Origin of the sequence: uncultured Hymenobacter sp. (assembly GCF_964242765.1) — a bacterium.
Classification (GTDB): domain Bacteria; phylum Bacteroidota; class Bacteroidia; order Cytophagales; family Hymenobacteraceae; genus Hymenobacter.
This window is the reverse complement of sequence record NZ_CAXTBM010000017.1, coordinates 1-22,831: the sequence shown is the minus strand read 5'-3', so window position 1 is coordinate 22,831 and position 22,831 is coordinate 1. Positions and strand designations below refer to the sequence as shown.

The window sequence follows — 22,831 nt, the reverse complement described above, 5'->3', positions numbered from 1 at the left end:
GACGATGCCCCTGGAAAAGCCCTAGTACCGCAAGGCGCTAGGGCTTTTCCAGGGGCATAGCGTACTAGATATAAACTACTGCACCAACACTTTTGTGGTGAACGTCTGGGTGCCAAGGGTGAGGTGCACTACGTACACCCCAGCGGGCAGCGCGGCCCCGTTAACGTTTTGCAAACGAATGGATTGGGCTCCAGCGCCATACATTTTGGGCGCCGTGCTTACCACTTCGCGGCCTAGCAGATCCGTTACGCGAACTTGGGCCCGCTCGGCACCAACGAGCGTAAAATGCACCGCCGTTTCAACCGTTAGCGGATTGGGGTAGACGCGAATACCACGGCGAGCCATTTCCGCCTCTTGCGTGCCCAGTATCGCCTGGTCGATGATGCGCAGGTTGTCGATATAGAGCGGGTTGCCACCGCCACTTGTTGCCTCCAGGCGCACCAAGAGGCGTTCGGTGGTGGGCGCCAGTACGGGTAGTGGCAGCGTAAAAGTCTGCCAATCGGCCGCTGCGGTGGGTACATACCCAATCTGTACGAGAGTGCCCTTGGTGTTGAGCGCGGCCGTATTGTACGTCTGCAACGTGCTCCAGTTAACGCCGCAATCAGTACTGTACGACACGCGCAACTGGTCGGTGACGGTGGCCGAGCGAAGGGCATAGGCCCGGTCGAAGAGCAGCGCCGCGGTACCGGGTATACTCGTCAGGTTGATGTTGGGCGAGACAAGCGTGCTCACCGTACCGCTTGTCAAGGAGTTGTTGCGAACCCGCAGGAAAGCGGTGCCCGCACTTGCCGTACCGGTGGCCCGTTCCCAGCTAAGAGCTTGGCTGCTGGCCTGCGAAGAAGTGATTTGCCAGTTACGAATTAACGTGCCGGGTACGTTTTGCGGAAAGGCTACGTTTTCGAACGACTCCACTAGCGGGGCCCGCTCGCCGGAGTTGGCACCCTGCACCCGGATTAGCTCGGTGCGCGTGAGGGTGTCGCGGCCTTCGGGAGTAATCACAATAAGCGTCACGTTGTAGCTGCCGGGCGTTGGGTACGTAACGGTGGGGTTGCGCTGGGTGCTGGTAGCAGGCTGGCCGCCCGCAAAGCGCCAGTCGAACTGCGTGGTGAGCGGATTGTAAGTGTAGTTGTAAGAGTAGTCGTTGAAGGTGATGACCGTGCCCTCGCACGTAGACGAGCGGTTGGGTTGGAAGGCGGCTACCGGGGCGCACGGTACGGCAAGGTAGCCGTCGTTGGTACCCGTAGCTTGCAGATTAGCCGCCGATACCAACGTAGCGCGGCATGTGAGGGCCAGGGAGGCCCGCATCACCACTTTCTGGCCGGTCGTGAACATGGCGGCGCAACTAGCGTAGTCCATGTAGTTTTGCACGTTGGCCAGAATGCCGGTCGGGTTGTTGTTGGGCGTGGTGGAGCCGACGGTGCTGTTGGGGTTGCATGGCCGGTAAGTGGTTGACGGACAGCCTTGGCCATTTATCCCCGAGGTGTTGGGCGTATCGGCAATACCATCATCGAGGGCACAGTTGGCAGCGTCGCCAGGCGTATTGGTATTGCCCCAGGTGTGCGGCAGCCCAAAGTAGTGGCCTACTTCGTGGGTGAGGGAGCGGTTGCAGAGGTTGGAGCCGCACGAACGCCCGATGCTGCCGAACTGAGAATCCAGCAGCACAATGCCGTCGATGGTGGCCCCGGGGCAGGGCAGGTACGAGTAGCCGCCCGCGCCGGAAGCAATATTATCGACCACCCAAATGTTGAGGTAACGGCTCGGGTCCCAGCGAACCAAGTCTTTCACGTTGTTGTCGGCCGAGGCGGTTAGGGCCGAATACGTGCGGGTAATGCCGTTGGTGCAGTTACCGTTGGGGTCGAGCTTGGCCAGCCGAAAACGAAAGCCGATGTTGGCGTAGATAGGCTGGAAGTCGGCAATAACCGTACTCGTGTCGCGGTTGGTTTTACTGTAATCTTCGTTGAGGATGCGGAGGGCATCGTTTATCTGCTGATCAGTGACGTTGTTGCCACCCCCCGTATGAATGACGTGTACAACTACCGGCACGGTCACGTCGGGCTGGGCGAGCAGACGGGCTTCGTCCGTGGCCGACAGCATGGCCGTTTGCCGCAGGAATGCTCGGTACTCTTGCTCGGCCGCCGGATTGCGCCGCCATTCCACCTGCTGCATGCTGTCGGAGGCGCAGCGAAAGCCGTAATGCTGCTCTGGATAAAGGGTACGCAACTGTTGGGCGGCAACCGGAAGGTTGCTCAAGCCAAGCACCACCAGAACAAACAGCAAATTCAGTAGTCGTTTGAGTTGCATTCAAACAGAACAAAGAAGTGGAAGATGAGGGTAAGCGCGTCGTGCTCGGGTCCCGCGCAAGCCCCGTGAGTGTTTGCTCCTCAAACGGTTATCGTGGTCGGATATTCTATTCAACAAGTTACAATCTGCCACCCAATTTTCTGCGTTAGTTTGTTTATATGTTTGCTACGGCAGCGTTCGAAAAGGGTTCTTCGGCAGCGGGAGTGGTTCACCCGGTCCAGCCCGCCCGGCCCAGCAGCGGCACAAAACGGAATTCCTCGAATTCCTCGCGCGTAAATTCTTCTTCACTAACCCGCGTAACGCGCACCATACGCTGCGCCTGCGCATCACCAACCGGAATAACTAGGCAGCCCCCTACCCGCAACTGCCGAAGTAGGGGCCGGGGCAAGGTAGGCGACCCGGCCGTTACCAGAATCCGGTCGAAGGGCGCGTGGTCGGGCAACCCCACCGAGCCGTCGCCGCAGAAGAGCTGTGCCGTACGGTGCAGGTGGGTTAGGCGGCGGCGCGTACGCTCGAAGAGCACCGGCTGGTATTCGATGCTGAAAACGTGGGGCGTCAGTTCGAGCAGTACGCAGCACTGGTAGCCCGAACCGGTGCCCACTTCCAGCACCCGATGATGCGGTTCGGGGCGCAACAGAGCCGTTTGGTAGGCCACCGTGTAGGGCTGCGAAATCGTTTGGCCTTCCCCAATCGGAAAGGCTTTGTCTTGGTAAGCGTGGGCCTGGAAAGCTGTTTCGAAAAAAGCATGGCGCGGCACGGCTAGCAGGGCCGCTAGCACCAGCTCGTCGCGGATGCCTTTGCGGCGCAGCTCGTCTACGAGGGTGCGGCGCTGGCCGCGGTGTCGGTAGGTGTCGGCGTGCATGGGGGAGAAGCAGTCCTGGGAAGTGCGCGAGGACGAGCTAAGGATTGGCACGGTTTTCCCGGTTTTCGGTTTATTGCCCTACCTTTGGCCCGCTCAAAACGGGCCTTCAGGGTCCGTTCAGGCATTTGTTCTGGTGCGAAGCTACCCATTCGCCCTCATAAAATCACCTGCCGGCCTTTGCCGCCGGCCCGATAGTACGGCCCTTGATTCGCACTTTGCAACGACTAAAGCTGATTGCTGCCGACTTTGGGGCGGCTCTTCTAGCCTGGGTGTGCTTCTTTCTGTTGCGTAAGTATTTGCTAAGCGAAATCAACGAAGGTTACCGCTTCACCGAAGGAGCGCTGTTCTACTTGTCGGGTTCCGCCTTCATGATTGCCTTCTTCTGGACGATCCTCTACGCGCTGATTGGCGAGTACCGCGACATTTTCCGCAAGTCGCGCCTGGGCGAAATCATCCGGCTTGGGCGCGTATCCGTGCTGGGTGCGCTCATTATCTTTTTCGCCTTTCTGCTTGATGATCAAGGCGTAAGCAACTACCAGCTTTACTACAAAACCATTACGGCCTACTTCCTGCTGCATTTCACCATATCCGCCGTATTTCGGACGATGGCCGTGAGCAGCGTGCAGCATCTGGTCCGCAACGGGACTATCTTCTTCAACACGCTGTTGGTGGGCTCGAATGCCTTGGCGCTCGAAACCTACCACGAACTGCGCCGCAACAGCCGGCACCTGGGGCTGAAGCTGGTCGGGTTTGCGCCCGTGGGTGAAACGGTGGACGCCGGATTGGCTGCCGAGCTACCCACCCGCGGTTCGTATCGCCGGCTGCCTGCGTTGGTGCGGGTGTTGAAAATCGAGCAGATAATTATTGCCATCGAGCCCTCCGAGCACCGCTTGGTCGAGGAGATATTGACCTTGCTTGAAGGCACCCCGGCCCGCATCAGTGTGCTGCCCGACCTCTACCAGATGCTGCTCGGCTCGGTGAAAGTGAGCCATATTTTTGGTACTCCGCTCATCGAAATCAAGCAGGATCTGCTGCCGCCTTGGCAGCGCGTGCTGAAGCGAATAATTGACGTGGTGGCCTCTGCACTGTTTCTGCTGTTCGCGTGGCCGGTGTATGCTTTCACGGCGGCCATGGTTAAACTTTCGTCGCCGGGGCCGGTGTTTTATTCGCAGGAGCGCATTGGGCGGCATGGACATCCGTTCCGCATTTACAAGTTCCGCTCGATGTACCTGGATGCCGAAAAGCAAGGCCCCTCGCTCAGTTCCGACTACGACCCGCGCATCACCCCTTGGGGCCGCTTTATGCGCAAAGTGCGCCTCGATGAACTGCCGCAATTCTGGAACGTTATCCGCGGCGACATGAGCATTGTGGGGCCCCGGCCGGAGCGGCAGTTCTTCATCGACCAGATTGTTAAGGTGGCGCCTCACTACCGCCATCTGCACCGCGTCCGGCCGGGCCTTACCAGCTTAGGCCAAGTGAAATACGGCTACGCCGAAACGGTTTCTCAGATGGTTGAGCGCCTCAAATTCGATATTCTCTACATCGAAAACATGAGCCTCGCCATGGATTTCCGCGTTTTGCTCTACACCCTTAAAATCATTATTGAGGGACGAGGAAAATGATTTTAAATGTGCTGATTACTGATTTGCTGATGGTCGGTGTGGTAATGGTTGATGTGCTACTTGTTGACTTGACTTTTAATACATTGGTGTTGTGGGTGAGCCGCCGAGGGATAATCTGATTGTACAACTGACTTTTGATTTCGCGCTGTTGATTATACAATATGCGGAGCAGCTTGAGTTGCAGCGTAAGTTTGTTGTTGCAAATCAGTTGCTGAAGAGTGGTACCTCTATCGGGGCGAATGTTCGGGAAGCATAGAGTGCCAAAAGTCGGGCAGACTTTATCCACAAGTGTAAATTGGCTGCAAAAGAGGCCGAGGAAACCGAGTAGTGGCTATTGCTTTGCCACTACTCCGCTGGCTATGGCGACACCACCAACTTGCAAAATCGGTTGCTAAGTATTGGTAAGGTGCTCTCGAAAATCATTTCCTCTTCCCGAAATGTTTGATAGACTAATACTATTACGCGCTATTCTCGTGCGCTATATAATCAGCTCAGTTGCAAGGCTTACATCAATAACCAGCACATCAATAATCAGCACATCAACTCATGTTCACTGGCATCATCGAAACGCTCGGCACCATCCAGGACGTGCGCCGCGCAGGCACTAATATTCATTTCACCGTGGGTTCGCCCTTCGCCGCCGAGTTGCGCATCGACCAAAGCGTGGCCCACGACGGCGTGTGCTTGACGGTGGTAGCCGTAGATGCCGCGGCCGGAACGCACGTAGTAACCGCCATCGACGAGACGCTGCAAAAAACCAACCTGGCGCACTGGCGGCCCGGTCGCCGCGTGAATCTGGAGCGTTGCTTGGCCGCCAACGGCCGCTTCGACGGCCACATCGTGCAAGGCCACGTCGACCTGACGGCTGAATGCGAAGCCGTGGAAGACCAGAACGGCTCTTGGCTCTACCGTTTCCGCCACGCGCCCGGTCCCGGCCGCGTAACCGTGGAAAAGGGCTCGATTTGCATCAACGGCACCAGCCTCACTTGCTTCAATTCCACCGACGATGGCTTTTCGGTGGCCATCATTCCGTACACGTACGAGCATACCACCTTCCAAGACCTGCGCCCCGGCCACCAAGTGAATCTAGAGTTTGATATTGTGGGAAAATACGTGGCGAAACTGTTGGGCAAATAGACAAACCAACGGGTAAGGATTGCGTAGTGATAAGATCTGTAGGCTCTTACCACTACCACCGCCATGCCGAAGTCCAAGCGCGAATTAATCGAACCCACTCCCGGCGACAAGCGCTATGTGCGTCGCAACGCCCGAGGTCAATTCACTAGCGAAGTGGAACTGCACCGCTCTTTATCGCAGGACGACCGACATAACTCTAAAGTCACGAGCAGGCCCGGCCAGGGCGACCGGGGTGACGGCCATACCGGCAACCGGAAACCAGCGAAGTAAGTATCTGCGCAAGCATGCAAAAGCCGTTGCCAATAAGTTGGCAGCGGCTTTTGCATGCTGTAAGAGCCTAAAGTTATTCCTGGAGAATTGGCGCAGAGGCTGTAGCGCGAAGCCTGAGCTTCGTGTGTCGTAGCACGATGTTGTTGCACCAGTGACGTTACTCTGGCCTGAAAGTGGAAGTCAGCACCGATACGCGAAGCTCAAGCTTCGCGCTACAGCCTAGGAGTCGGATTAATTGTATTGTTTGGCTTCGGAAACGCCGGCCAGCGAATTAGGCGCAGTTAGGCGCTTGTAGATGGTGGCGCTCATCCAGGCCAGCAGGCTACCAAGCGTAGCGCCGGCTAGCACGTCGGAGGCGAAGTGGGCCGCCAGATAAATCCGGCTGTAGCTGACCAGCGCTGCCCAAAGGAAAAGCAGCCATTTTGCTATCCGATATTGCCGCGGCAGCACCAAGTTCACGAATACGGCAAAGGCAAAGGCATTGGCCGCGTGCGAGGACATAAAGCCGAATTGCCCCCCGCAGCCATGGATTAGGTTGAGGGTAGCGGAGAGATGAGGGTCGTGACAGGGGCGGAGGCGGGCGAAGTATGGCTTGAAGAAGCGGCTGGATATAAGGTCGGCCAAGCCAACGCTAGCGGCCAGCAGCGGCACCAAGAGCAGCGCGCGACGCTTATAGATGTAGCTCAACAATACCAGCAGCACAAAATAGGCCGGAAACCACACTTCGCGCTCCGTGAAGAACACCATGAGCGTATCCAACTTGGGCGTGCGGTGGCTGTTGGCGGCCACTACCAGCCAGCGGTCCAGGGCTTGTAACTGCTCAATCAAGCGGAAAGGGGTGTTTCAGTGAGCCAGTCCACCCCTTTGCGCAGCCACTGCTGAGTGGCGGCTTCGGGGGAGTTAGGTTCAATAGCGAAATTATAGTGCCACTCCGCCTGGGGTGGCAAACTCATCAGGATGCTTTCGGTACGGCCCCCGGTTTCCAGTCCGAAGCGGGTGCCGCGGTCAATGGCTAGGTTGAACTCGGCGTAGCGCCCGCGCCGCACGAGCTGCCACTGCTTTTGTTGCTCGGTGTAGGGCCGGTCGGCATTGAGGCGCAGTAGTTCGGTATAGGCCCGACCAAAAACCTCGCCTACTGCCCGAATAAAAGCAAACAGGTCGTTCGGGTCGCCGTCTTTGCCCACGGTAAGACGGTCAAAGAAGATGCCGCCGATGCCGCGCGTTTCCTGGCGGTGGGGGATATAGAAGTAGTCGTCGGCCCACTGCTTAAAGCGAGCGTAGTAGGTGGGGTCGTGCAACTGGCAGACTTCGGCAATTTGGGCATGAAACCAGCGGGCCTGCGCTTCCTCTACATAAATAGGTGTCAGATCCAGGCCGCCCCCAAACCAGGCTTCGCCGTTGCCGGCCTCGAAATAGCGCACGTTCATGTGGGCAATGGGCACCATGGGGCTGTGCGGGTGTTGCACGACGCTTACGCCAGTGGCGAAATAGTTGGGGGTGGGCATGAGCAGCACGCGGGCGGCCTGTTCGCTCATCGTGCCCGATACGGCCGAAAAATTCACGCCGCCTTTCTCGATGATGGTACCACCCGTCAGGATGCGCGAGCGGCCCCCGCCGCCGCTATGATGCTGCCAGGCATCTTCCTGAAAGCGACCCGCGCCGTCGGTTGCTTCTAACTGCTGGCAGAGCCAGTCCTGAAACGCCCGCAGCCAGGCCTCTACGCTGGCGCGAAAAGTAGGAGCGGGGGTAGCCTGGGGAAAAAGGGTGGAAGAAAGCATAAACAAATAAAAGCGGCGGGTTCGGATAGCGTGAGCTACTGTCCGGCGTATTCAGAAACGGTTGCTGCGCAAGGCTGCCGCAGTTTTCAAAGTTGCAAGGTACAGCTTTGGTGGGTTTCAAGCCGCATTCGGTTTGTAGGGGCTCCGTGCGCTGGCAACCAACGGGCCGCAAGAAATAGCCTACAACCTATTGTGTAAGGGGGGCAGAAGCAAAGTCAGCAACCCAATCCTATATTTTGAGATAACAAGTAATCAGGTCACTAGTAGACTTATTTTAATTTTTCGTGCCTACCTAATCTTATACACCTGAACTTTTCGAAGAACAATAAGTGGGCGCAAGAAGCGCTATTTAGGGTGTGTGGACGGTGAGGGCTTCTAACCAAACGAAGGCCGCCATGCAGAGCGCAGCGAAGTATCTCGCGTGCTAACAAAAGGTTGCTACTCTAGCATCAGCACGCAAGATGCTGCGCTCTGCATGACGGCCATTGTGCATACTGTCCACACACCCTAGGTGAATAGTATTACTTATCGCTTGCTATGTGCCCTATGCAAAAAGATAGATACCTGCTGTTGACACTTTCCAGTCACCTGTCTACAGGAATGAGTGGAACAGTAATCGAGACGCTTACTGGATTGCCGTTCTGCTGCCCGGGCACAAAATCATTCATGCGTGTCAACATGCGTGCCACCTCTTGATACGTGCTGGATGGTATGCTGGTGCTACTAGGCACTGTGATTAATCTGGGTTGCGTCAGCTTACCGCTTTTATCAACAACAAACGACATAAACAGTGCCTTGGCACCGGGTGGCAGCGTCGGTCGGTTCTTTTCAATCAACTCCATCAATCCATTAACCCCACCGCCCCTATACACGGGCATTTGGTTGGCGTATGCACATACATGCTCATAATTAGGCAATAAACGAAAAGGCGAATTGCTATTCTGTGGAGTTTGAGATTGTCCCCACGCGTTGTTGCCAAGTAAACTCAGACCCATCGTCAGGCCAAACGCTAAGAGCATTCGCCCTAGGAGTGGACAAGCAGTAATCAAGGGTGAAAAGCGCATAACAGCTTCTGTGTTAACGTGAACCCAACACAACAACGCCTAGTACGCCGGAATGGTATAAGGATGACTCCTTATTGCAAGCGCAAGAAAGTGCCTACCCGACTAGGTTGGAGGAAGTACTTTTTTGCGCCTGAGACAGGCGTAACTTCAACGGGCCACGAGCAGGCGAACCACCTCGCGCCGACCATTAATGGTCAACTGGCACTGGATACACGCCGGGCACTAAGTTGTAGCTGGTAAGCGGCAGCGTATACTGCTGGCCTTTCCGAACGGTACCGTGGTAGAGTAGGGCCACTTCTTGGCCGAGTTGGTTGTAGAAAGAACTGCACCTGGCCCACGCCATCCAGGTGGGGGCGGAGACTTACGGTCGCCTTCGCCACCATGTGACTCGGGTAGACGGCCAATTCCTGCGAGATACTACCTGCGCCAACTGCCCCCGTCCGGGTGGCGGCAACGAGTGGCCCAGACGACAGGTCGGTGGCTTGAACATAGCGAATGGTGGCGTAGTCGGAGCCCGTGCCATTGCCAACGGAGTTACCCGTTACATACACGTCGCGGGCGGTCGTTACGGCAATAGCCATTGCCCGGTCGGTGCCGTTGTCGGGCCCATTGTAGCGGGTGGTCCAGAGGGGCTGCCCCGTCGTGGCGGCGTATTTGGCGGTGGCATAGTGGCGGACTACCCACACCTCGCTGCCGCCAGCGTACTTCACCGTCGCGGAAAGACCCGTCACGACCACGCTACCGGTCGCATCCACGGCAATGTTCGTCGCCCGGTCGCTCCCGCCTTGTCCGCTATTGTAGCAGCGAACCCACCCCTGCTGGCCGGTCGGGGAATATTGCACCGTCATTCATGTAGTCGATATTGACGGGAGAGGTGGTGATACCCAACCCTGCCACGTACACGTTACCACTCGCGTCCACGGCGATACCTGTCGGCTCTTGATCCCGAAAGCCAAGCGGCCCGTTGAAGATAGCGACCCACAACTGCTGTTCATCTAGAGAATACTTGAGGGTGGCGTAATCTCGGTTGTTCTGGGCATTGGTATAAAGGCCAGTCACGTAGACATTTCCCGTTGCATCAACGGCCATATCAACGACTGAATTCCCGGAATTTCTATTGTAGCGAGCTTCCCAGAGTTGCTGGCCGGTGGCTTCCTCGCATTTGAGCGTGACATATTGATTGCTAAAGTTGCTCGCACGGGTACCTGCTACCATCATACGATAGCGCTGGCTTAGTGCTGCTGAGTTGTCCCGCAGCACCCCAACAGGCGGAGGCGAGGACGGTAGGGTATCGCTAGCACTATTCCTAAACGCAGGCAGATTTCAGAACGAACGAGGGGAATGTTGGGGCGCTTCGGCCTCCTCGTGGCCCTTGGTTGCCCGATAAGTCCACCGATTGTATTTGCCACACAACGCTTGCAGCCAGTACTTTAAACGTCAATAAGTTGATGGGGCGTAGCGCAACCACCACTCATTACCCCGCTAAGTTCTTCTCCATCACCAGCAGTTCCAGCGGCTGGCGCGGGATACCAAAGCGGGTATCGGTGGGGAAGGGCTCCGTTTCGCCGGTTTGGTGGTAGCCGTGCCGCTCGTACCAGGCAATCAGCTCGGCCCGCACGGAAATGACGGTAATGCGCAGGCGAGAGCACCCATAGGAGTAGGCGTGGGCTTCCGCTGCTGCCAGTAGGCGTTTGCCAATGCCTTGCGCCTGTCGGTTGGGCGCCACGGAAAGCATGCCTAGGTACAGCGTATCGCCTTGCAGTTGCAGATATACGCTGCCACAAAGCTGCCCCTCGGCGGTGGTGCACAAAAGCATGGTGGCCTCGTCGGGAGTCAGCAGGTCGAGCAGGGCTTCAGCATCGGTGCGCTGACCACCGAGCAAGTGTGCCTCGGTAGTCCAGCCTTGCTTGGATTGCTCGCCTCGGTAGGCGCTATTCACTAAAGCCACCAGGGCCGGAACATCGGCGGGAGTGGCGCGCTTAATATAAAGTTCTTCAAGCATAGAGCGAAGGTAGGAGAAGTAACTACGATGCGTAACGGAGTAGCAAGGAAGCTGTTAAACAGTAGTAAGGCAGTAGAACAACTTGCGCGCTACCCCAGTGCTCGGTTACGCCTCCTCATTGCCCTGCGAAGTCCCCACCGAACCTGTAATTTCGCTTCCCCACTCACTGTTCTTGCATGCTCACCGAATCCGCCCCACCCCTGGAACCCGCCTTTACCACCCAACCCGACCGCCCCACTTGGCAGCGGGCCTACCGCCTGATGCACACGGCCGCCGAAATGGCCCGGCTGTTCGAAGAAAACAAAGCCGTGACGGCCAAATACGTACACGCCACCGCCCGCGGCCACGAAGCCGTGCAACTGGCCGCCGCTTTTCACCTTCAACCCGTCGATTACGCCGCCCCGTACTACCGCGACGATGCTTTTCTTATTGGCCTGGGGTTGCAACCCTACGAGCTGATGTTGCAGCTCATGGCCAAGCGCGACGACCCTTTCAGCGGCGGCCGAACCTACTACAGCCATCCTTCGCTGCGGCGGGCAGGCTTCCCCACAATACCGCACCAAAGCTCGGCCACCGGTATGCAGGCTATTCCCGCCACCGGTATGGCGCATGGTATCAAGTACTTGGAATCAAGTAAGAATTATGAATTAAAACTTAAGAATGAGAAAGCCACTGAAAACGATTTTCGGAACGCGGAACAATCAATTCTTACTTCTCAATTCTTACTTCTCAATTCCTCCGTGGTTCTCTGCTCGATTGGGGATGGCGCCATGACGGAAGGCGAGGTGAGCGAGGCGCTGCAAATGGCCGTGCTGCACCAACTGCCCATTATTTACCTGGTGCAGGACAACGAGTGGGGCATTTCGGCTACGGGCCGCGAAATGCGGACTATGGATGCCTACGAATTTGCGGCGGGCTTCAAAGGCTTACACCGCTTGCAGGTTGATGGCGCCGACTTTCAAGCCAGTTACGCTGTTTTAGGCGAAGCCTTCGACTACGCGCGGGCGCGGCGTGGCCCCGTGCTGGTGCACGCCAAATGTCCGCTCCTGGGCCACCACACCAGCGGGGTGCGGCGCGAATGGTACCGTGGCGACAACCTAGCCAAGCACAACCTGCTCGACCCGCTGCCGCGTCTGCACCAACACCTACTCACGCTCGGCTTCACCGAAACCGCGCTAACCCAGTTGGCTACCGAAGCCCGCACCACCGTGGCCGCCGATTACCAGCGCGCCCTGGCCGCGCCCGCCCCCGCCCCCGCCACCTTCGCCGACCACGAGTTTGCGCCACCCGCCGTCACCGAGGAAGCCGGGGAGCGTAGCCCCGCCGGTGCCGAAAAAGCCCTGATGGTCGATGCCGCGCTGCACACCATCGACGATATTTTAAGCGAGTTCCCCGAGGCCTTGTTCTACGGCCAGGATGTGGGCGGCGAACTGGGCGGGGTATTTCGGGAAGCGGCGTTGCTGGCCAAGAAATACGGTGATGCCCGGGTGTTCAACACGCCCATTCAGGAAGCTTACATTGTGGGCAGCACCGCCGGCATGAGTGCGGTAGGCGCCAAGGCCATTGTTGAAATTCAGTTTGCCGATTACATCTGGCCGGGCCTCAACCAGTTGGTGGAAGAGCTAAGCAAGTCGTGCTACCTCTCCAACGGGCAATTCCCGGTGCAAAGCCTGATTCGGGTGCCGATTGGGGCCTACGGGGGCGGCGGGCCGTACCACTCGGGCTCTATCGAAAGCACGCTGCTTACCATTCGCGGCATCAAGGTGGTGTACCCGAGCAACGCCGCCGATATGAAGGGCTTGATGCGCACCGCGTTTCTCGACCCGAACCCCGTGGTGATGCTGGAGCACAAAGGCTTGTACTGGAGCAAAGTGCCCGGCACCGAAGACGCTAAAACCATTGAACCCGCGGCGGGCTATGTTATTCCGCTTGGGAAAGCCGCCGTAGCGCAGGCCGCCGACCCGCAGAAGCTGCGAAGCGGCGAAACCTGCGTGGTCGTCACCTACGGGATGGGCGTGTACTGGACCAAAACTGCCAGCCGCCAGTTTCCCGGCCAAGTGGAAATCCTGGATTTGCGCACCCTTAATCCGCTCGATTACGAGGCCGTGGAAGCCGCCGTGCGGCGCCATGGCAAGGCCCTGGTCCTCACAGAAGAGCCATTGCTCAACTCCTTCGCCGAAAGCTTGGCCGGCCGCATTCAGCGCACCTGCTTCCAGCAACTCGATGCGCCCGTCTTTACCCTCGGCGCCGCCAACCTGCCCGCCATTGCCCTAAACGTGGACCTGGAGCGCCAGATGCTTCCCAACCCCGACAAAGTAGCCGCTGCTATCGGTGAGTTGATGAGTTGGTGAGATGCTGTCCTTGCGAGGCACGAAGCAATCCGTCCTCTAATTGCGCCAAGCCTGAAAATGCGCCAAGCCCTTGACGTCCGTGCTGGCGTCAAGGGCTTATCGATTTAGGAGGCTTATCTCACAGAGAGGATGGATTGCTTCGTGCCTCGCAAGGACAGCACCTCACCACCTAAAACGGGTACCCGATACCGAGGTTCAATGCCGTTTGGTTGCGGCTGTTGAAAACATCTATGTTACGGATGGCCCATTTACTGCCAGGCGCGGCCGGGTCGTACACCTTCGTCGCTATGTCGAGGCGGAGAATCAAGAAAGTGAAGTCAAAGCGCAGGCCAAATCCTGAGCCCACGGCAAATTCCCGGTAGAAGCGCTTTACATCAAAGCGCGTGTTACTTCGGCCGTCGGGCTGCTGAGCCCAAACGTTGCCAAAGTCCGTGAACAGTGCTCCATTTATAAAGCTGAATAGCGGAAAACGGTATTCTAGATTGCCTTCCAAGAGCAACTCGCCGGGCTGCTCGAAGTTATAATTTCGAATAGGGTTGCCGTTTTCGTCAAGTATAGGTTGGCCAAAATCAATGGATGTTTGATCCTGATTCAACTGATATGTTGTATTAGAACCTGTACCGAGGCGGCGCGGCCCCCAAGCTCGAACGCTGGTGCTGCCGCCAGCAAAAAAATACTTTTCGTAAGGAATAATTTTACTGCTGCTTCGTAGCGGTTGTACTATACCACCATTGACCCGGTATACAAGGAATGACCTTGGTCCGAGCTTATGATATCGCCGATAATCAGCATTGAGCTTATAGAAGTCATATACCGGGAGGCTGCCAAGGGCCTTTTGATAGAGGGGACGAGTAAGGCCACCTAGTTCTACAAACCACCTAAAATAGCTGGCATCACGGGTTTCGTTGAAGTCGTTGGAATTGTAGAGAGAGGTGAAACTAAAACTAGGAATGAACTGCCGCTGAAAAGCCACCAACACCGAAGGGTTATCGGGAAATTGGCTGCGTAGTGAGGTAATAAAGCTCTTACTCACCCTAAGGGTGTCCACTAAACTTAAATCAAATGGCGTGAAAACAAGCTGATGATAGGGGGTGCGCTGCCAGATATAATCGAAGGTGCCTTCGAGATTAGTGCGCGTATACTCCGGCCGGTTTACGTAGTTATACCCCACATTGAAGCGGGTGCGTGGATTATAACGGGATAAAAAGCGGTTGGTCCGCCAGGGTACCATAAACTGAGGTAATATTAAGTTGATATTGGCCCCAAGCTGGGTAGTTAATACGCTGGAGTTAGAGGCTGTATTTTCGGTGTTGTTATCATTGCCTCGCCGGTATTGTCCTTCTAGACCCGCCCGCAAGCCTAGTTCCAGTACTTCGGCTCCGCCAAACGGATTGCGCGCTTTGATGCGCAGGTTGCCGAAAGGCCCCGGTAGCCCCGCCACGTAGGTTCCTCCAAACTCCACGGTTTCCTGGTAGCGCTTGGCGGGCGAGGCGGCAATGTTGGCATCGAGCTGCCGATGCAAACTGTCTTCCAGCGTAAGAGGGCGCACTTTCTGGTAATTCACGTTGGCAAAACGGAACACGTCGAGTTGGCTAAGCTGGCGCTGAGTGGTTTGGGTGGCCGTGAGGCTGTAGTAGTCGCCCGCGTCGATAGCCACTTTGCGGTTGAGCAGACGCGGACTGATTTGATGCTTGAAGGCCAAAAATAAAGTCGAGTCCTGTACAAGTGTATCGCGCTTCTGCCCGAAACGGATTGTGCCCGCATCCGTGATGAAACGCACCCGCCGAATGGTGTAGCGCGGGTGCAGTAGGCCCGGGCCCGGGCTGGCTACTAGGGTACGAAGCCGAACGGTGGCAGGAGCGAAGCTGGTGTCGGCTTCCAGCGTGATATACTGCTGGCGGAAATCGAAGTAGCCGTTGTTTTTGAGGAGCGTTTCAATTCGGGCGCGCTCTTGCCCAATCTGTTCCTCATCATACTGGTCCCCAATGTGCAGCAACGTAGCGGTTTGCGCGGCCAGAACCCGTTGGGCCACCACGGAATCAGCAATGTCATAATCGAGCTGGGAGTAGCGGAAAGGCGTATTTTCGGTGATGCGGTAGGTGACCACCACGCGGCGGCGGTGCAGGCTATCAGGGCCGCCAAAAAGGCGCCCCAGCGAGAAGCGCCGGTCCGCGAGCGTATCAGAGTAGCTGACCCGGCTGCGGAAAAAGCCTTTCGACTTCAAAAAGGTGGCTAGCTGCTCGGCGGTTTGGCGGGTCAGGGCCGTATCGTACACGACGGGGGGCTCGCCGAGGCGCATGATGGCGTTGCCTTTATCTAAAACCAATTGCAGGCGGCGGGTCCGCCGCTCACGGCGGGTGAGGAGCTTGCCTACCTTTGCCGAATCGGGCCGGGCCGCCAGGATGCGGCGGTTGTACTCGGCCCGCGTTGAATCAAGCTTGCGTTCTATGCGGCCGGAGTTGTAGAAGCGCCGGCCTAGCTGATAGATTGCTAGTTTTGGCAGCGGAAAGCGGCTGTTGGGCTTTTGTCGGTACAAGGCTTGTAGGCGCTCGGCATCGGCTTGCTTCACGCCTTCTAGCTCGATCTGGCTCAGCAACTGCTGATTGGGACCGAGTAGGCGCAGGGGCGAACAGCCCACGGCCAGCAACGTCAACAGCAGCAGTGCCAGGCACAGCCTACGAGCTGAGCCACTTTTCTTATCTATCATCTGAGGCCCGGTTGGGCGTCTGTTTAGTGAAGCGTATGGTCTCAAAAGCAGTAGCAAAATACGTACACGCGCTGCACCTGAAAAAGTACCGGCTCCGGCACGGTGCCTTCCTGGTAGAAGGAGGCAAGAGCGTACTGGAACTGCTAAGGTCCGGACTTCAAACGGAACGTGTGCTGGTAACGGCAGAATTCAGGTTGAAATTACCTGTCTCATTGTCTAATATCCCCGTTGATGTACTCACCGAAGAGGAACTGACGGGCCTTAGCACCCTAGCCACCAACAATACGGCCCTCGCCATTGCCCGGCTGCCCGAAGAGCCACTCCTTCCCCTTACCACTCCCGGCTTGTTACTCGCCCTCGACCAGGTGCGCGACCCCGGCAACCTCGGCACCCTCATCCGCCTCGCCGACTGGTACGGCCTGCCCGGCGTGGTACTCAGCGAAACCTGCGCCGATCCTTGGGCGCCCAAAACCGTGGCCGCCACCATGGGCTCTTTCACCCGCGTGCCCATTTGGCAGCGCGACCTGCCCTCCTGGCTCGCCTCGCTGCCAATCCATTTGTCGGTATTCGGCGCCGACCTGCATGGCGACAACGTGCACCACCTGACGCTCCAACCAACTGGCGTGTTGGTCATGGGCAGCGAGTCGCACGGTCTCACGCCAGAAGTGGAAGCGCGCCTCACGCAGCGCCTGCACATTCCGGGTCGCGGCCAGGCCGAAAGCCTGAACGTAGCTATTTCAGCAGCTATTCTGCTAGACAACTTCTATCGGAACGCCTGAAAAGGGGAGGCTGAGGTTCTAACCGCGCAATCAGCGCAAGCAGAACGTCAACCTCCCCTTTTCAGACTTCGCTTTTCAGGCGTTCATACTCTCATTACCTTGCTTAGTGCAGGAGCGAGATGCCAAAGCTTAGCGTTTGCGCTTGTACGCCACGGTTGTTCTGGAATAAGTCGTTGAGGCTATATTTTGCAAACAGGTCGAGGCGGCGGATACCGATGGTGCCTTGCAGGCCATACTGGAAGTCTTCGAGGTTGTAGCTGCCCCGGTCTTTGTCTTTGCGGGTACGACCATCTTCGCTGTACTTGATTTTGGTGTGCGAACCCAACCGGTAGCCAACGAACCCGCCAGCCCCGATGCGGAAGGCATCCCGGCCTTTCTTATCCTGGAAATCAAGAATTGCCATCAGCGGCAGATTCAGCGTCGTGACGGCCAGCTTGCTTTTCTCCAAGCTCCGGTCGGTCTCTATTTGTAGGGTAGTGAAGCCGTTCGTGTTAATAAAGCGTGAGTTGTCGTCGAGCATGTAGTTGTTGAAAGCCAGTTCGGGCCCGGTCAGCAGGTGAAAAGGCGAGCCTTTTTGTCCTACCCGAATGTCGTAGTGCCAGTTCAGGCTGAGGTAGCGGGAGCCAACCGGCTTGAGGTCGGGCTCCGTCTGGCCCACTGGGGTCTGCACATCAACCAGCGTGTTAAGGCCCAGGTCGATATCAAAGTTGCTATGGACGGCTCGGTTTCGCTTTTCTTCCTGCTTGGCCTTGCGCTTAATCGAGGCCAGGGAATCGGCTTTGGGGGTGCTGCCCACATGAATATCAACCCGGTCTTTGCTCCCGTCGCTCTTTTCCTGCACCGAAACCCCGAACACGCGGCCCATGCGTACTTCCACATTGTTTTCCCTGACCGTGGAATTTTTGCTTTCGTCGGTGCGCATGGTGATGCGGATTTGCTCGGGTACCTGCTTGCCGGGCCGGTCTTTGGCCGGATAAAACTCCATGGTCACTTGCTCGGATTTCGAGTTTTTGCCGGCTGCTTCCGCCTGCGTGATGTAGGTGTCCAGCAAAATCATCAGCGAGTCGAGCTTGTAGGCCCGTAGCTCCCGTAGTTGCTGCTTGTTTTTCACGAATAGCGTCATGGTGGCCTGGTTGGGCAGTTTCACCACAATGGTGTCGTCGAGATGGGTAGGATAGGTAGTACGGGCAAAGCAAGGCGAAGCCAGGACTAGCAGCACGAAGGCAGCCAGCAGAGCGGAGAGGCGTTTCATGACAAGAAAGAATTAAAGTTGAATCACTTTGGTTAGCGTGCGGTTGCCCACGCGGGCTTGGACCGTCACAGTTTCGGGCAGGCCGGTTTCAGCCAGACTAACCCGTTCGCCACGTACTGCATTGCGGGCTTGGCGAAGCAGAATCCCTCCCAGGCTACGGCGCGAAGTGCTGGCAGCATCTGTTGCGGCCACGGCCGTGGCGTCGTTGCTGCGGTGTACTTCCACCTCAATTGGGCCGGTTGGCACCGAGGGAGTGGCTGCTAAAGCCAGAGCCGGTTGCGTCCGAGCAGGAGCTAACGCTTCCACGGAAGGCAAAGAGCGCTCCGGTTGCGTCTTTGGAGCGGTAGCGGCTACAGCTTCGGGAGCTGGATTTGTTTTCACAATTTCAGGAGTAGAAGCCGGGCGGAAGGTTTTGTTGATGCGAGTGGGGCGGGTAGTAGAAGCGGTAAGTTGCTGCCGAGCCTCGGGGTGCGCACCCTCAGGTTGGCGAACTGAAGCGGTTGGGGCTGCAACCGTAGCCGCTTTCGGGAGGGTAGATGCAAGAGCCGGGGCAGTGGTTGCCTGCGGATGGGTAGCGGCAACTGATTTTTTTGCGGGCTCAACAACAGCCTGTTGCCCTTGGTTAGCGGAGCGCGTTGGCTTAGCGCTAGCAGCCAACGGAGCAGAGCCCGTACCCGATGTAGGACTAAGTTGCAGCCACAACAGGCCGCTTGCTAAGAGTAGTACCACAGCGGCCGCCGCCCACAGCCAAAGGGCAGGGCGCTTCTTGGCGGGCTGCAACTCTTCTTCGAGCTGATTCCAAAGGTAGGCCGGCGGGGCGGGAGCGTGGCCTTCAAGCCGGTCCCGGAACAGCTTATCAATATCTTCCGGTTGCATATAATTCTTTCGGTGAAGCGTTAGAAGAAGGAGTAGCCGTTTGGTTGGCGGCTATCAGGCGGCGTTGGAGCATGGCCCGCGCCTTACTGAGCTGCGACTTGCTGGTGCCCTCCGAAATACCAAGCAGCTCGCCGATTTCGGGGTGGGTATACCCTTCTAGGGCATAGAGGTTGAACACAGTACGGTAGCCAGCGGGCAGCTCCGCCAGCAGGCCTAGCAGGTCGGCGGCATTAAGCTGGCTTTCTGCCTCGGCGGCCGTAGCGGGTACGTCGTACGTTAGGTCGTCGATGGCCATGTGCAGGGGCTCTTTGCGGCGAAGCATCCCAAGTGCCTCGTTCACCATAATACGGCGAATCCAGCCCTCGAAGCTACCCTCGTGCCGATATTGGCTCAAGGCTCGGAACATCTTGGCAAACCCACTCAGTAATGCCTCTTCAGCATCTTCGCGGCGGCGCAGATACCGCAGGCATACCCCTAGCATCATACCCGCAAACCGCTCATAGAGCAGCTTTTGGGCGCGGCCACTGCCTTGGCAGCAGGCAGCAATGAGGTCAGCATCAGTCACGGTTGGTTGAGTAGAGTTCAGAACAGAAGCAGCGCGTTTGGCAGGGTAGATGGCTATGGCTTGACAAGGGTTGCCTGACCACGTGAAAATTAACAGTTACACTGACTAACAAGCCACGTTCTTTTGTTGAGCAAGTCTTAAGCTTATATAAAGGGGTGACCTGGGATACTCCGAAATACCGGAGGCTTGAATGCAAAAGAGCAGCCTTAGCAGGTTATTACCTGCCAAGGCTGCTCTTAATTTCAATTAGTTGGAAGCCAACTAATACGCGATCTGCTAGATTCAGGAAAAAGAACTCTTCCCCAAAGCCTCTTCTTGTAATAAATGCTGTACAGCGTTGTACTTAAAACGAAAAAACCTGGGATTACGCGAGCATCTTGACCTACTAATCCATATTTATGGATTAATGATTATAATGCAGCCACACGCAAGTTTAGAACTTGTTAAAGTAGGTAGATGTTGAACTGTACCACCATTTCAGCAAGCCAACCCTCTGGCGCTAGAAACTGAGTCTAATTTGCTATGGAACCCGAGGAAGAGTTTTTAGATAATGCCGTCACGATGGCACATTTTGCTCGGCAAGAGATTCAACAATTTCTAGCCTGGACCAATAACAGCGGGCCTTATGGTCAGGCTGCCGCAGCCTTGTTGCTAAAGCTTGACACCCTAACCTCGGAGATAAAGGCTTTGAAAAGGCTATACGAAGATGAATAGCAGCGCTGTCTGTTCACTGAATATCAGGTGCTATGCCTTCTTTTTTAGAAGGCATTTTCATTGCCTCTGATAGCCTGACGAACCGTTAGAGCTACAATTTTCAAGTCGAGCAAGAAAGACCAGTTCCTGATATAGTGGATATCCGCATTTACGCGTTTTTCCATTGCTTCGGTTTCCTTGGTTTCTCCCCGGTGACCTTCTACTTGTGCCCAGCCTGTGATGCCAGGAGTAACCAAATGACGCTCCATAAAATTGGCAATTACTCTAGAGTAATCCTCCGTATGGCGCAGCATGTGAGGCCGTGGACCTACCACCGACATCTCGCCCCGAAGGACGTTGATGAACTGTGGTAACTCGTCGATACTGGTTTTGCGCATAAAGGCACCCAATTTCGTTATGCGCTTATCGTCACGGCTTGCTTGCCGAGAATCAGCATCCGCGTTGATTCGCATGCTACGAAACTTGAGGCAGTAGAACGGCTTACCACCTTTGCCAGTACGGAGCTGTCTAAAGAATACCGGACCTTGGGAATCGAGCTTTATAAGCAGCGCTATCAGCGGAACTAGCCAGCTGAGCAGTAAAATAACGACGAGAGAGGCAAAACACAAGTCGAAAGCACGCTTGACAACGTCGTTGACGCTACTATTCAATTGATGGGACGTAGTGTGGTGTAACATACCTTTTCGCCTTTTGTGTTCATATGTGCTGGACATTTGGGCGGGTTCAGATGGAGAGCGGCGTGGAGAGCAAATCTCTGAAGTTAACATACGCAGAGACCAGTTGATGGCATAAAAGTACGAAGAAACTGAAAACTATAAAAAGTGGAATACATTGTTCTTTGATTTCTTATAATTATAACTGGGCTCTTATTGGAAAAGTCAAAGTTATTATTATATTAAGTAAATGTGAGAAGTTGAGCGAAGAATCAGCACCCTAAACGTTAGCACCTAGTAATGGTTTCATATCGGTTCGAAAAGACTTCGCTACAGAGGACATTAATCATCATATACCTAGTAAATATTGTACTATGATCAGATGTAAATCGATTTCATAGCACTATCTATACCTTAAATTATTTTTAATAAATTCTAGAAAAGTTTGCAACAAAGTGTTGACGGACCAAGATTTTATGATCCGCTCGACTCGGTTTAGAAGCTGCTGGTTGCCAACAAAAAAAGCGGCCTCAAATCTATAATTATAGATTTGAGGCCGGCTGAAATATGTAGGAAAATTAATACTGACCAACTGATAGCATGACTAGTGTGCAAGCTTCTTCAGTTCTGATGCCGCGCTCCTGGGCCATGCGCTCCAACTCCGGATTTTCAGTGCCAGGGTTGAAGATGATGCGCTTAGGCTGCAAATCAAGGATGTAGTTGTACCAAGCAGGCTGGTTTTGTGGGCCTACATATAAGGTAACCGTATCAATGGCAGTAGCAGTGGGCCGGTCAGTATAAATATCGTAGCCAGCTATCTGGCCCTTACGGATTCCTACTGGCACCACTTCGTGTCCGTGTTTTTTGAGTTGGTGTACAGCCCGGAAAGAATAGCGAGCAGGATTGTCACTAGCGCCGAGTACCAGAGTTTTTTTCATTGTATTGCAAGTTTCTTGTTGAGAGTCTGTTGGAGCGCAGCAGGCCAGAGCTAAAGAAGTTAAATAAAGAGCGCAACGGCTCCCAGTATATACGAGATACCACTCCTGGCAACCGAGAAAGCCGCTAAAAGCTTTTAAGGGCGGCTTCTGCACATCGTTCCCCATCTATAGCCGCGGATACAATACCACCGGCATAGCCGGCGCCTTCACCACAAGGGAACAAGCCTCGTACCTGCGGATGCTCCAGGGAGTCCCGGTCGCGGGGAATGCGCACAGGCGAGGAAGTACGGCTTTCCACACCCACAATCTGCGCGGCATTGGTGGCATAGCCCGGAATCTTCTGGCCGAAATTGCGGAATCCTTGGCGTAGGCGTTCGGCTAGGCCTGCTCCCAGCACCTCGTCCATTGATATGGCTACGAGGCCTGGTTGGTAGCTGGTTTCCAGCAACTCCGAGGAAGTTTTTTTCTTCAAGAAATCGCCCAGCCGCTGAGCTGGCGCTAATTGGGTGTTGCCGGCCAAGTGGCAGGCACGCTGCTCGATCTGCACCTGAAGTCGTAGCCCCGCCAGCGCGCCGTGTTGGCGCAGGTCCATATCTTCCAACTCAATAGCAGCCACAATACCCGAATTGGCAAAGTGAGAGTCGCGGCGGCTAGGACTCATGCCGTTTACTACCACCTCGCCCGGCGCCGTAGCAGCCGGCACAATAAAGCCGCCCGGACACATACAGAAAGAAAATACGCCTCGCTGCCGGCCCTGCCACTGCGTTTGATGCACCAACGAATAAGAAGCGGCGGGCAGTTGACCCCGGTCTGGCAAACGATACTGGGCTTGGTCGATTAGTTGCTGTTGGTGCTCTACGCGTACTCCCAGCGCAAACGGTTTGGCTTCGATGGGTACGCCGCGGCGGTCAAGCAATTCATATATGTCGCGGGCTGAGTGGCCGGTAGCTAGGCTAACGG

At 56.0% G+C, this 22,831-nt stretch carries 22 protein-coding genes; 7 read left to right on the top strand and 15 right to left on the bottom strand.

The annotated features are described in order from the left end of the window. Positions 1 to 75: 75 nt before the first annotated feature. Together ACFE7X_RS09325 and ACFE7X_RS09320 are read right to left on the bottom strand one after the other, a co-directional pair. Positions 76 to 2,301 carry a M43 family zinc metalloprotease gene (locus ACFE7X_RS09325; RefSeq protein ID WP_375435405.1) on the bottom strand — a complete coding sequence of 742 codons (2,226 nt, stop codon included), beginning with the start codon at positions 2,299 to 2,301 and terminating at the stop codon, positions 76 to 78. A 208-nt stretch (positions 2,302 to 2,509) separates the two neighbouring features. Beyond that, positions 2,510 to 3,163, bottom strand: a complete 654-nt coding sequence (locus ACFE7X_RS09320) for a protein-L-isoaspartate(D-aspartate) O-methyltransferase (protein ID WP_375435404.1) — start codon at positions 3,161 to 3,163, stop codon at positions 2,510 to 2,512. Positions 3,164 to 3,378: 215 nt separating this feature from the next. Between ACFE7X_RS09320 and ACFE7X_RS09315 the strand changes: the two genes are divergently transcribed. The 4 genes from ACFE7X_RS09315 to ACFE7X_RS09300 all read left to right on the top strand — a co-directional run bounded on the left by ACFE7X_RS09315 (position 3,379) and on the right by ACFE7X_RS09300 (position 6,192). Next, positions 3,379 to 4,785 (top strand): sugar transferase, encoded by a 1,407-nt coding sequence (locus ACFE7X_RS09315; protein WP_375435403.1) that lies wholly within the window; start codon positions 3,379 to 3,381, stop codon positions 4,783 to 4,785. 91 nt (positions 4,786 to 4,876) lie between these two features. After that, complete coding sequence (locus ACFE7X_RS09310) at positions 4,877 to 5,041, top strand: four helix bundle protein (protein WP_375435402.1); 165 nt, start codon at positions 4,877 to 4,879, stop codon at positions 5,039 to 5,041. Positions 5,042 to 5,331: 290 nt separating this feature from the next. Further along, the gene (locus ACFE7X_RS09305; RefSeq protein WP_375435401.1) at positions 5,332 to 5,922 is read left to right on the top strand and encodes a riboflavin synthase; all 591 of its coding nucleotides are present in this window, start codon (positions 5,332 to 5,334) and stop codon (positions 5,920 to 5,922) included. Positions 5,923 to 5,985: 63 nt separating this feature from the next. Continuing rightward, positions 5,986 to 6,192, top strand: coding sequence for a hypothetical protein (locus ACFE7X_RS09300; RefSeq protein WP_375435400.1), 207 nt, complete (start codon positions 5,986 to 5,988; stop codon positions 6,190 to 6,192). 231 nt (positions 6,193 to 6,423) lie between these two features. Here ACFE7X_RS09300 and ACFE7X_RS09295 read toward each other — a convergent pair whose 3' ends face one another. From ACFE7X_RS09295 to ACFE7X_RS09270, 6 genes are all read right to left on the bottom strand, one after another. Continuing rightward, the gene (locus ACFE7X_RS09295) at positions 6,424 to 7,020 is read right to left on the bottom strand and encodes a phosphatase PAP2 family protein (protein WP_375435399.1); all 597 of its coding nucleotides are present in this window, start codon (positions 7,018 to 7,020) and stop codon (positions 6,424 to 6,426) included. Beyond that, positions 7,017 to 7,970 carry an oxygen-dependent coproporphyrinogen oxidase gene (gene hemF / locus ACFE7X_RS09290; RefSeq protein ID WP_375435398.1) on the bottom strand — a complete coding sequence of 318 codons (954 nt, stop codon included), beginning with the start codon at positions 7,968 to 7,970 and terminating at the stop codon, positions 7,017 to 7,019. Before hemF ends, ACFE7X_RS09295 begins: the two co-directional genes overlap by 4 nt. Before the next feature lie 584 nt (positions 7,971 to 8,554). Beyond that, positions 8,555 to 8,989, bottom strand: a complete 435-nt coding sequence (locus ACFE7X_RS09285; protein WP_375435397.1) for a hypothetical protein — start codon at positions 8,987 to 8,989, stop codon at positions 8,555 to 8,557. A 239-nt stretch (positions 8,990 to 9,228) separates the two neighbouring features. Next, a complete protein-coding gene (locus ACFE7X_RS09280) occupies positions 9,229 to 9,876 on the bottom strand; it encodes a hypothetical protein (RefSeq protein WP_375435396.1) in 648 nt (215 codons plus the stop codon). Beyond that, positions 9,827 to 10,294, bottom strand: a complete 468-nt coding sequence (locus tag ACFE7X_RS09275; protein WP_375435395.1) for an SBBP repeat-containing protein — start codon at positions 10,292 to 10,294, stop codon at positions 9,827 to 9,829. The genes ACFE7X_RS09280 and ACFE7X_RS09275 overlap by 50 nt, the downstream gene beginning before the upstream one ends. Positions 10,295 to 10,508: 214 nt before the next feature. Next, positions 10,509 to 11,036 (bottom strand): GNAT family N-acetyltransferase, encoded by a 528-nt coding sequence (locus tag ACFE7X_RS09270; RefSeq protein ID WP_375435394.1) that lies wholly within the window; start codon positions 11,034 to 11,036, stop codon positions 10,509 to 10,511. A 176-nt stretch (positions 11,037 to 11,212) separates the two neighbouring features. Here ACFE7X_RS09270 and ACFE7X_RS09265 point away from each other — a divergent pair, with 176 nt between their 5' ends. Then, the gene (locus ACFE7X_RS09265; RefSeq protein WP_375435393.1) at positions 11,213 to 13,387 is read left to right on the top strand and encodes a thiamine pyrophosphate-dependent enzyme; all 2,175 of its coding nucleotides are present in this window, start codon (positions 11,213 to 11,215) and stop codon (positions 13,385 to 13,387) included. A gap of 169 nt (positions 13,388 to 13,556) precedes the next feature. On the opposite strand, the gene ACFE7X_RS09260 is transcribed toward ACFE7X_RS09265, so the two are convergent. Next, complete coding sequence (locus ACFE7X_RS09260; protein WP_375435392.1) at positions 13,557 to 16,094, bottom strand: BamA/TamA family outer membrane protein; 2,538 nt, start codon at positions 16,092 to 16,094, stop codon at positions 13,557 to 13,559. Between the two features lie 35 nt (positions 16,095 to 16,129). Between ACFE7X_RS09260 and ACFE7X_RS09255 the strand changes: the two genes are divergently transcribed. After that, a complete protein-coding gene (locus tag ACFE7X_RS09255; protein ID WP_375435391.1) occupies positions 16,130 to 16,873 on the top strand; it encodes an RNA methyltransferase in 744 nt (247 codons plus the stop codon). 103 nt (positions 16,874 to 16,976) lie between these two features. Here the strand turns inward: ACFE7X_RS09255 and ACFE7X_RS09250 are convergent, their stop codons facing one another. From ACFE7X_RS09250 to ACFE7X_RS09240, 3 genes are read right to left on the bottom strand one after another with little or no spacing between them, the layout of a single operon-like run. Further along, positions 16,977 to 18,125, bottom strand: coding sequence for a porin family protein (locus ACFE7X_RS09250; RefSeq protein ID WP_375435390.1), 1,149 nt, complete (start codon positions 18,123 to 18,125; stop codon positions 16,977 to 16,979). Positions 18,126 to 18,137: 12 nt separating this feature from the next. Then, on the bottom strand, positions 18,138 to 19,001 hold the full coding sequence (locus ACFE7X_RS09245; RefSeq protein WP_375435389.1) for a hypothetical protein: 864 nt from the start codon (positions 18,999 to 19,001) through the stop codon (positions 18,138 to 18,140). After that, positions 18,982 to 19,566, bottom strand: a complete 585-nt coding sequence (locus ACFE7X_RS09240) for an RNA polymerase sigma factor (RefSeq protein ID WP_375435388.1) — start codon at positions 19,564 to 19,566, stop codon at positions 18,982 to 18,984. The genes ACFE7X_RS09245 and ACFE7X_RS09240 overlap by 20 nt, the downstream gene beginning before the upstream one ends. Positions 19,567 to 20,088: 522 nt before the next feature. On the opposite strand from ACFE7X_RS09240, the gene ACFE7X_RS09235 reads away from it, so the two are divergent. Continuing rightward, positions 20,089 to 20,280, top strand: a complete 192-nt coding sequence (locus ACFE7X_RS09235) for a hypothetical protein (RefSeq protein WP_375435387.1) — start codon at positions 20,089 to 20,091, stop codon at positions 20,278 to 20,280. A gap of 44 nt (positions 20,281 to 20,324) precedes the next feature. On the opposite strand, the gene ACFE7X_RS09230 is transcribed toward ACFE7X_RS09235, so the two are convergent. The 3 genes from ACFE7X_RS09230 to ACFE7X_RS09220 all read right to left on the bottom strand — a co-directional run. Then, complete coding sequence (locus ACFE7X_RS09230; RefSeq protein ID WP_375435386.1) at positions 20,325 to 20,993, bottom strand: exopolysaccharide biosynthesis polyprenyl glycosylphosphotransferase; 669 nt, start codon at positions 20,991 to 20,993, stop codon at positions 20,325 to 20,327. Positions 20,994 to 21,511: 518 nt separating this feature from the next. Beyond that, positions 21,512 to 21,871 (bottom strand): CoA-binding protein, encoded by a 360-nt coding sequence (locus ACFE7X_RS09225; protein ID WP_375435385.1) that lies wholly within the window; start codon positions 21,869 to 21,871, stop codon positions 21,512 to 21,514. A gap of 124 nt (positions 21,872 to 21,995) precedes the next feature. After that, positions 21,996 to 22,831 (bottom strand): NAD(P)/FAD-dependent oxidoreductase (locus ACFE7X_RS09220; RefSeq protein ID WP_375435384.1); only part of this gene is annotated, 836 nt, incomplete at its 5' end.

Bases quoted from the DNA above. Each gene is read 5' to 3' on its own strand.
- ACFE7X_RS09325 (WP_375435405.1), bottom strand. From the start codon at position 2,301: ATGCAACTCAAACGACTACTGAATTTGCTGTTTGTTCTGGTGGTGCTT.
- ACFE7X_RS09320 (WP_375435404.1), bottom strand. From the start codon at position 3,163: ATGCACGCCGACACCTACCGACACCGCGGCCAGCGCCGCACCCTCGTA.
- ACFE7X_RS09305 (WP_375435401.1), top strand. From the start codon at position 5,332: ATGTTCACTGGCATCATCGAAACGCTCGGCACCATCCAGGACGTGCGC.
- ACFE7X_RS09300 (WP_375435400.1), top strand. From the start codon at position 5,986: ATGCCGAAGTCCAAGCGCGAATTAATCGAACCCACTCCCGGCGACAAG.
- hemF (WP_375435398.1), bottom strand. From the start codon at position 7,970: ATGCTTTCTTCCACCCTTTTTCCCCAGGCTACCCCCGCTCCTACTTTT.
- ACFE7X_RS09285 (WP_375435397.1), bottom strand. From the start codon at position 8,989: ATGCTCTTAGCGTTTGGCCTGACGATGGGTCTGAGTTTACTTGGCAAC.
- ACFE7X_RS09270 (WP_375435394.1), bottom strand. From the start codon at position 11,036: ATGCTTGAAGAACTTTATATTAAGCGCGCCACTCCCGCCGATGTTCCG.
- ACFE7X_RS09265 (WP_375435393.1), top strand. From the start codon at position 11,213: ATGCTCACCGAATCCGCCCCACCCCTGGAACCCGCCTTTACCACCCAA.
- ACFE7X_RS09260 (WP_375435392.1), bottom strand. From the start codon at position 16,094: ATGATAGATAAGAAAAGTGGCTCAGCTCGTAGGCTGTGCCTGGCACTG.
- ACFE7X_RS09255 (WP_375435391.1), top strand. From the start codon at position 16,130: ATGGTCTCAAAAGCAGTAGCAAAATACGTACACGCGCTGCACCTGAAA.
- ACFE7X_RS09250 (WP_375435390.1), bottom strand. From the start codon at position 18,125: ATGAAACGCCTCTCCGCTCTGCTGGCTGCCTTCGTGCTGCTAGTCCTG.
- ACFE7X_RS09245 (WP_375435389.1), bottom strand. From the start codon at position 19,001: ATGCAACCGGAAGATATTGATAAGCTGTTCCGGGACCGGCTTGAAGGC.
- ACFE7X_RS09235 (WP_375435387.1), top strand. From the start codon at position 20,089: ATGGAACCCGAGGAAGAGTTTTTAGATAATGCCGTCACGATGGCACAT.
- ACFE7X_RS09230 (WP_375435386.1), bottom strand. From the start codon at position 20,993: ATGTCCAGCACATATGAACACAAAAGGCGAAAAGGTATGTTACACCAC.
- ACFE7X_RS09225 (WP_375435385.1), bottom strand. From the start codon at position 21,871: ATGAAAAAAACTCTGGTACTCGGCGCTAGTGACAATCCTGCTCGCTAT.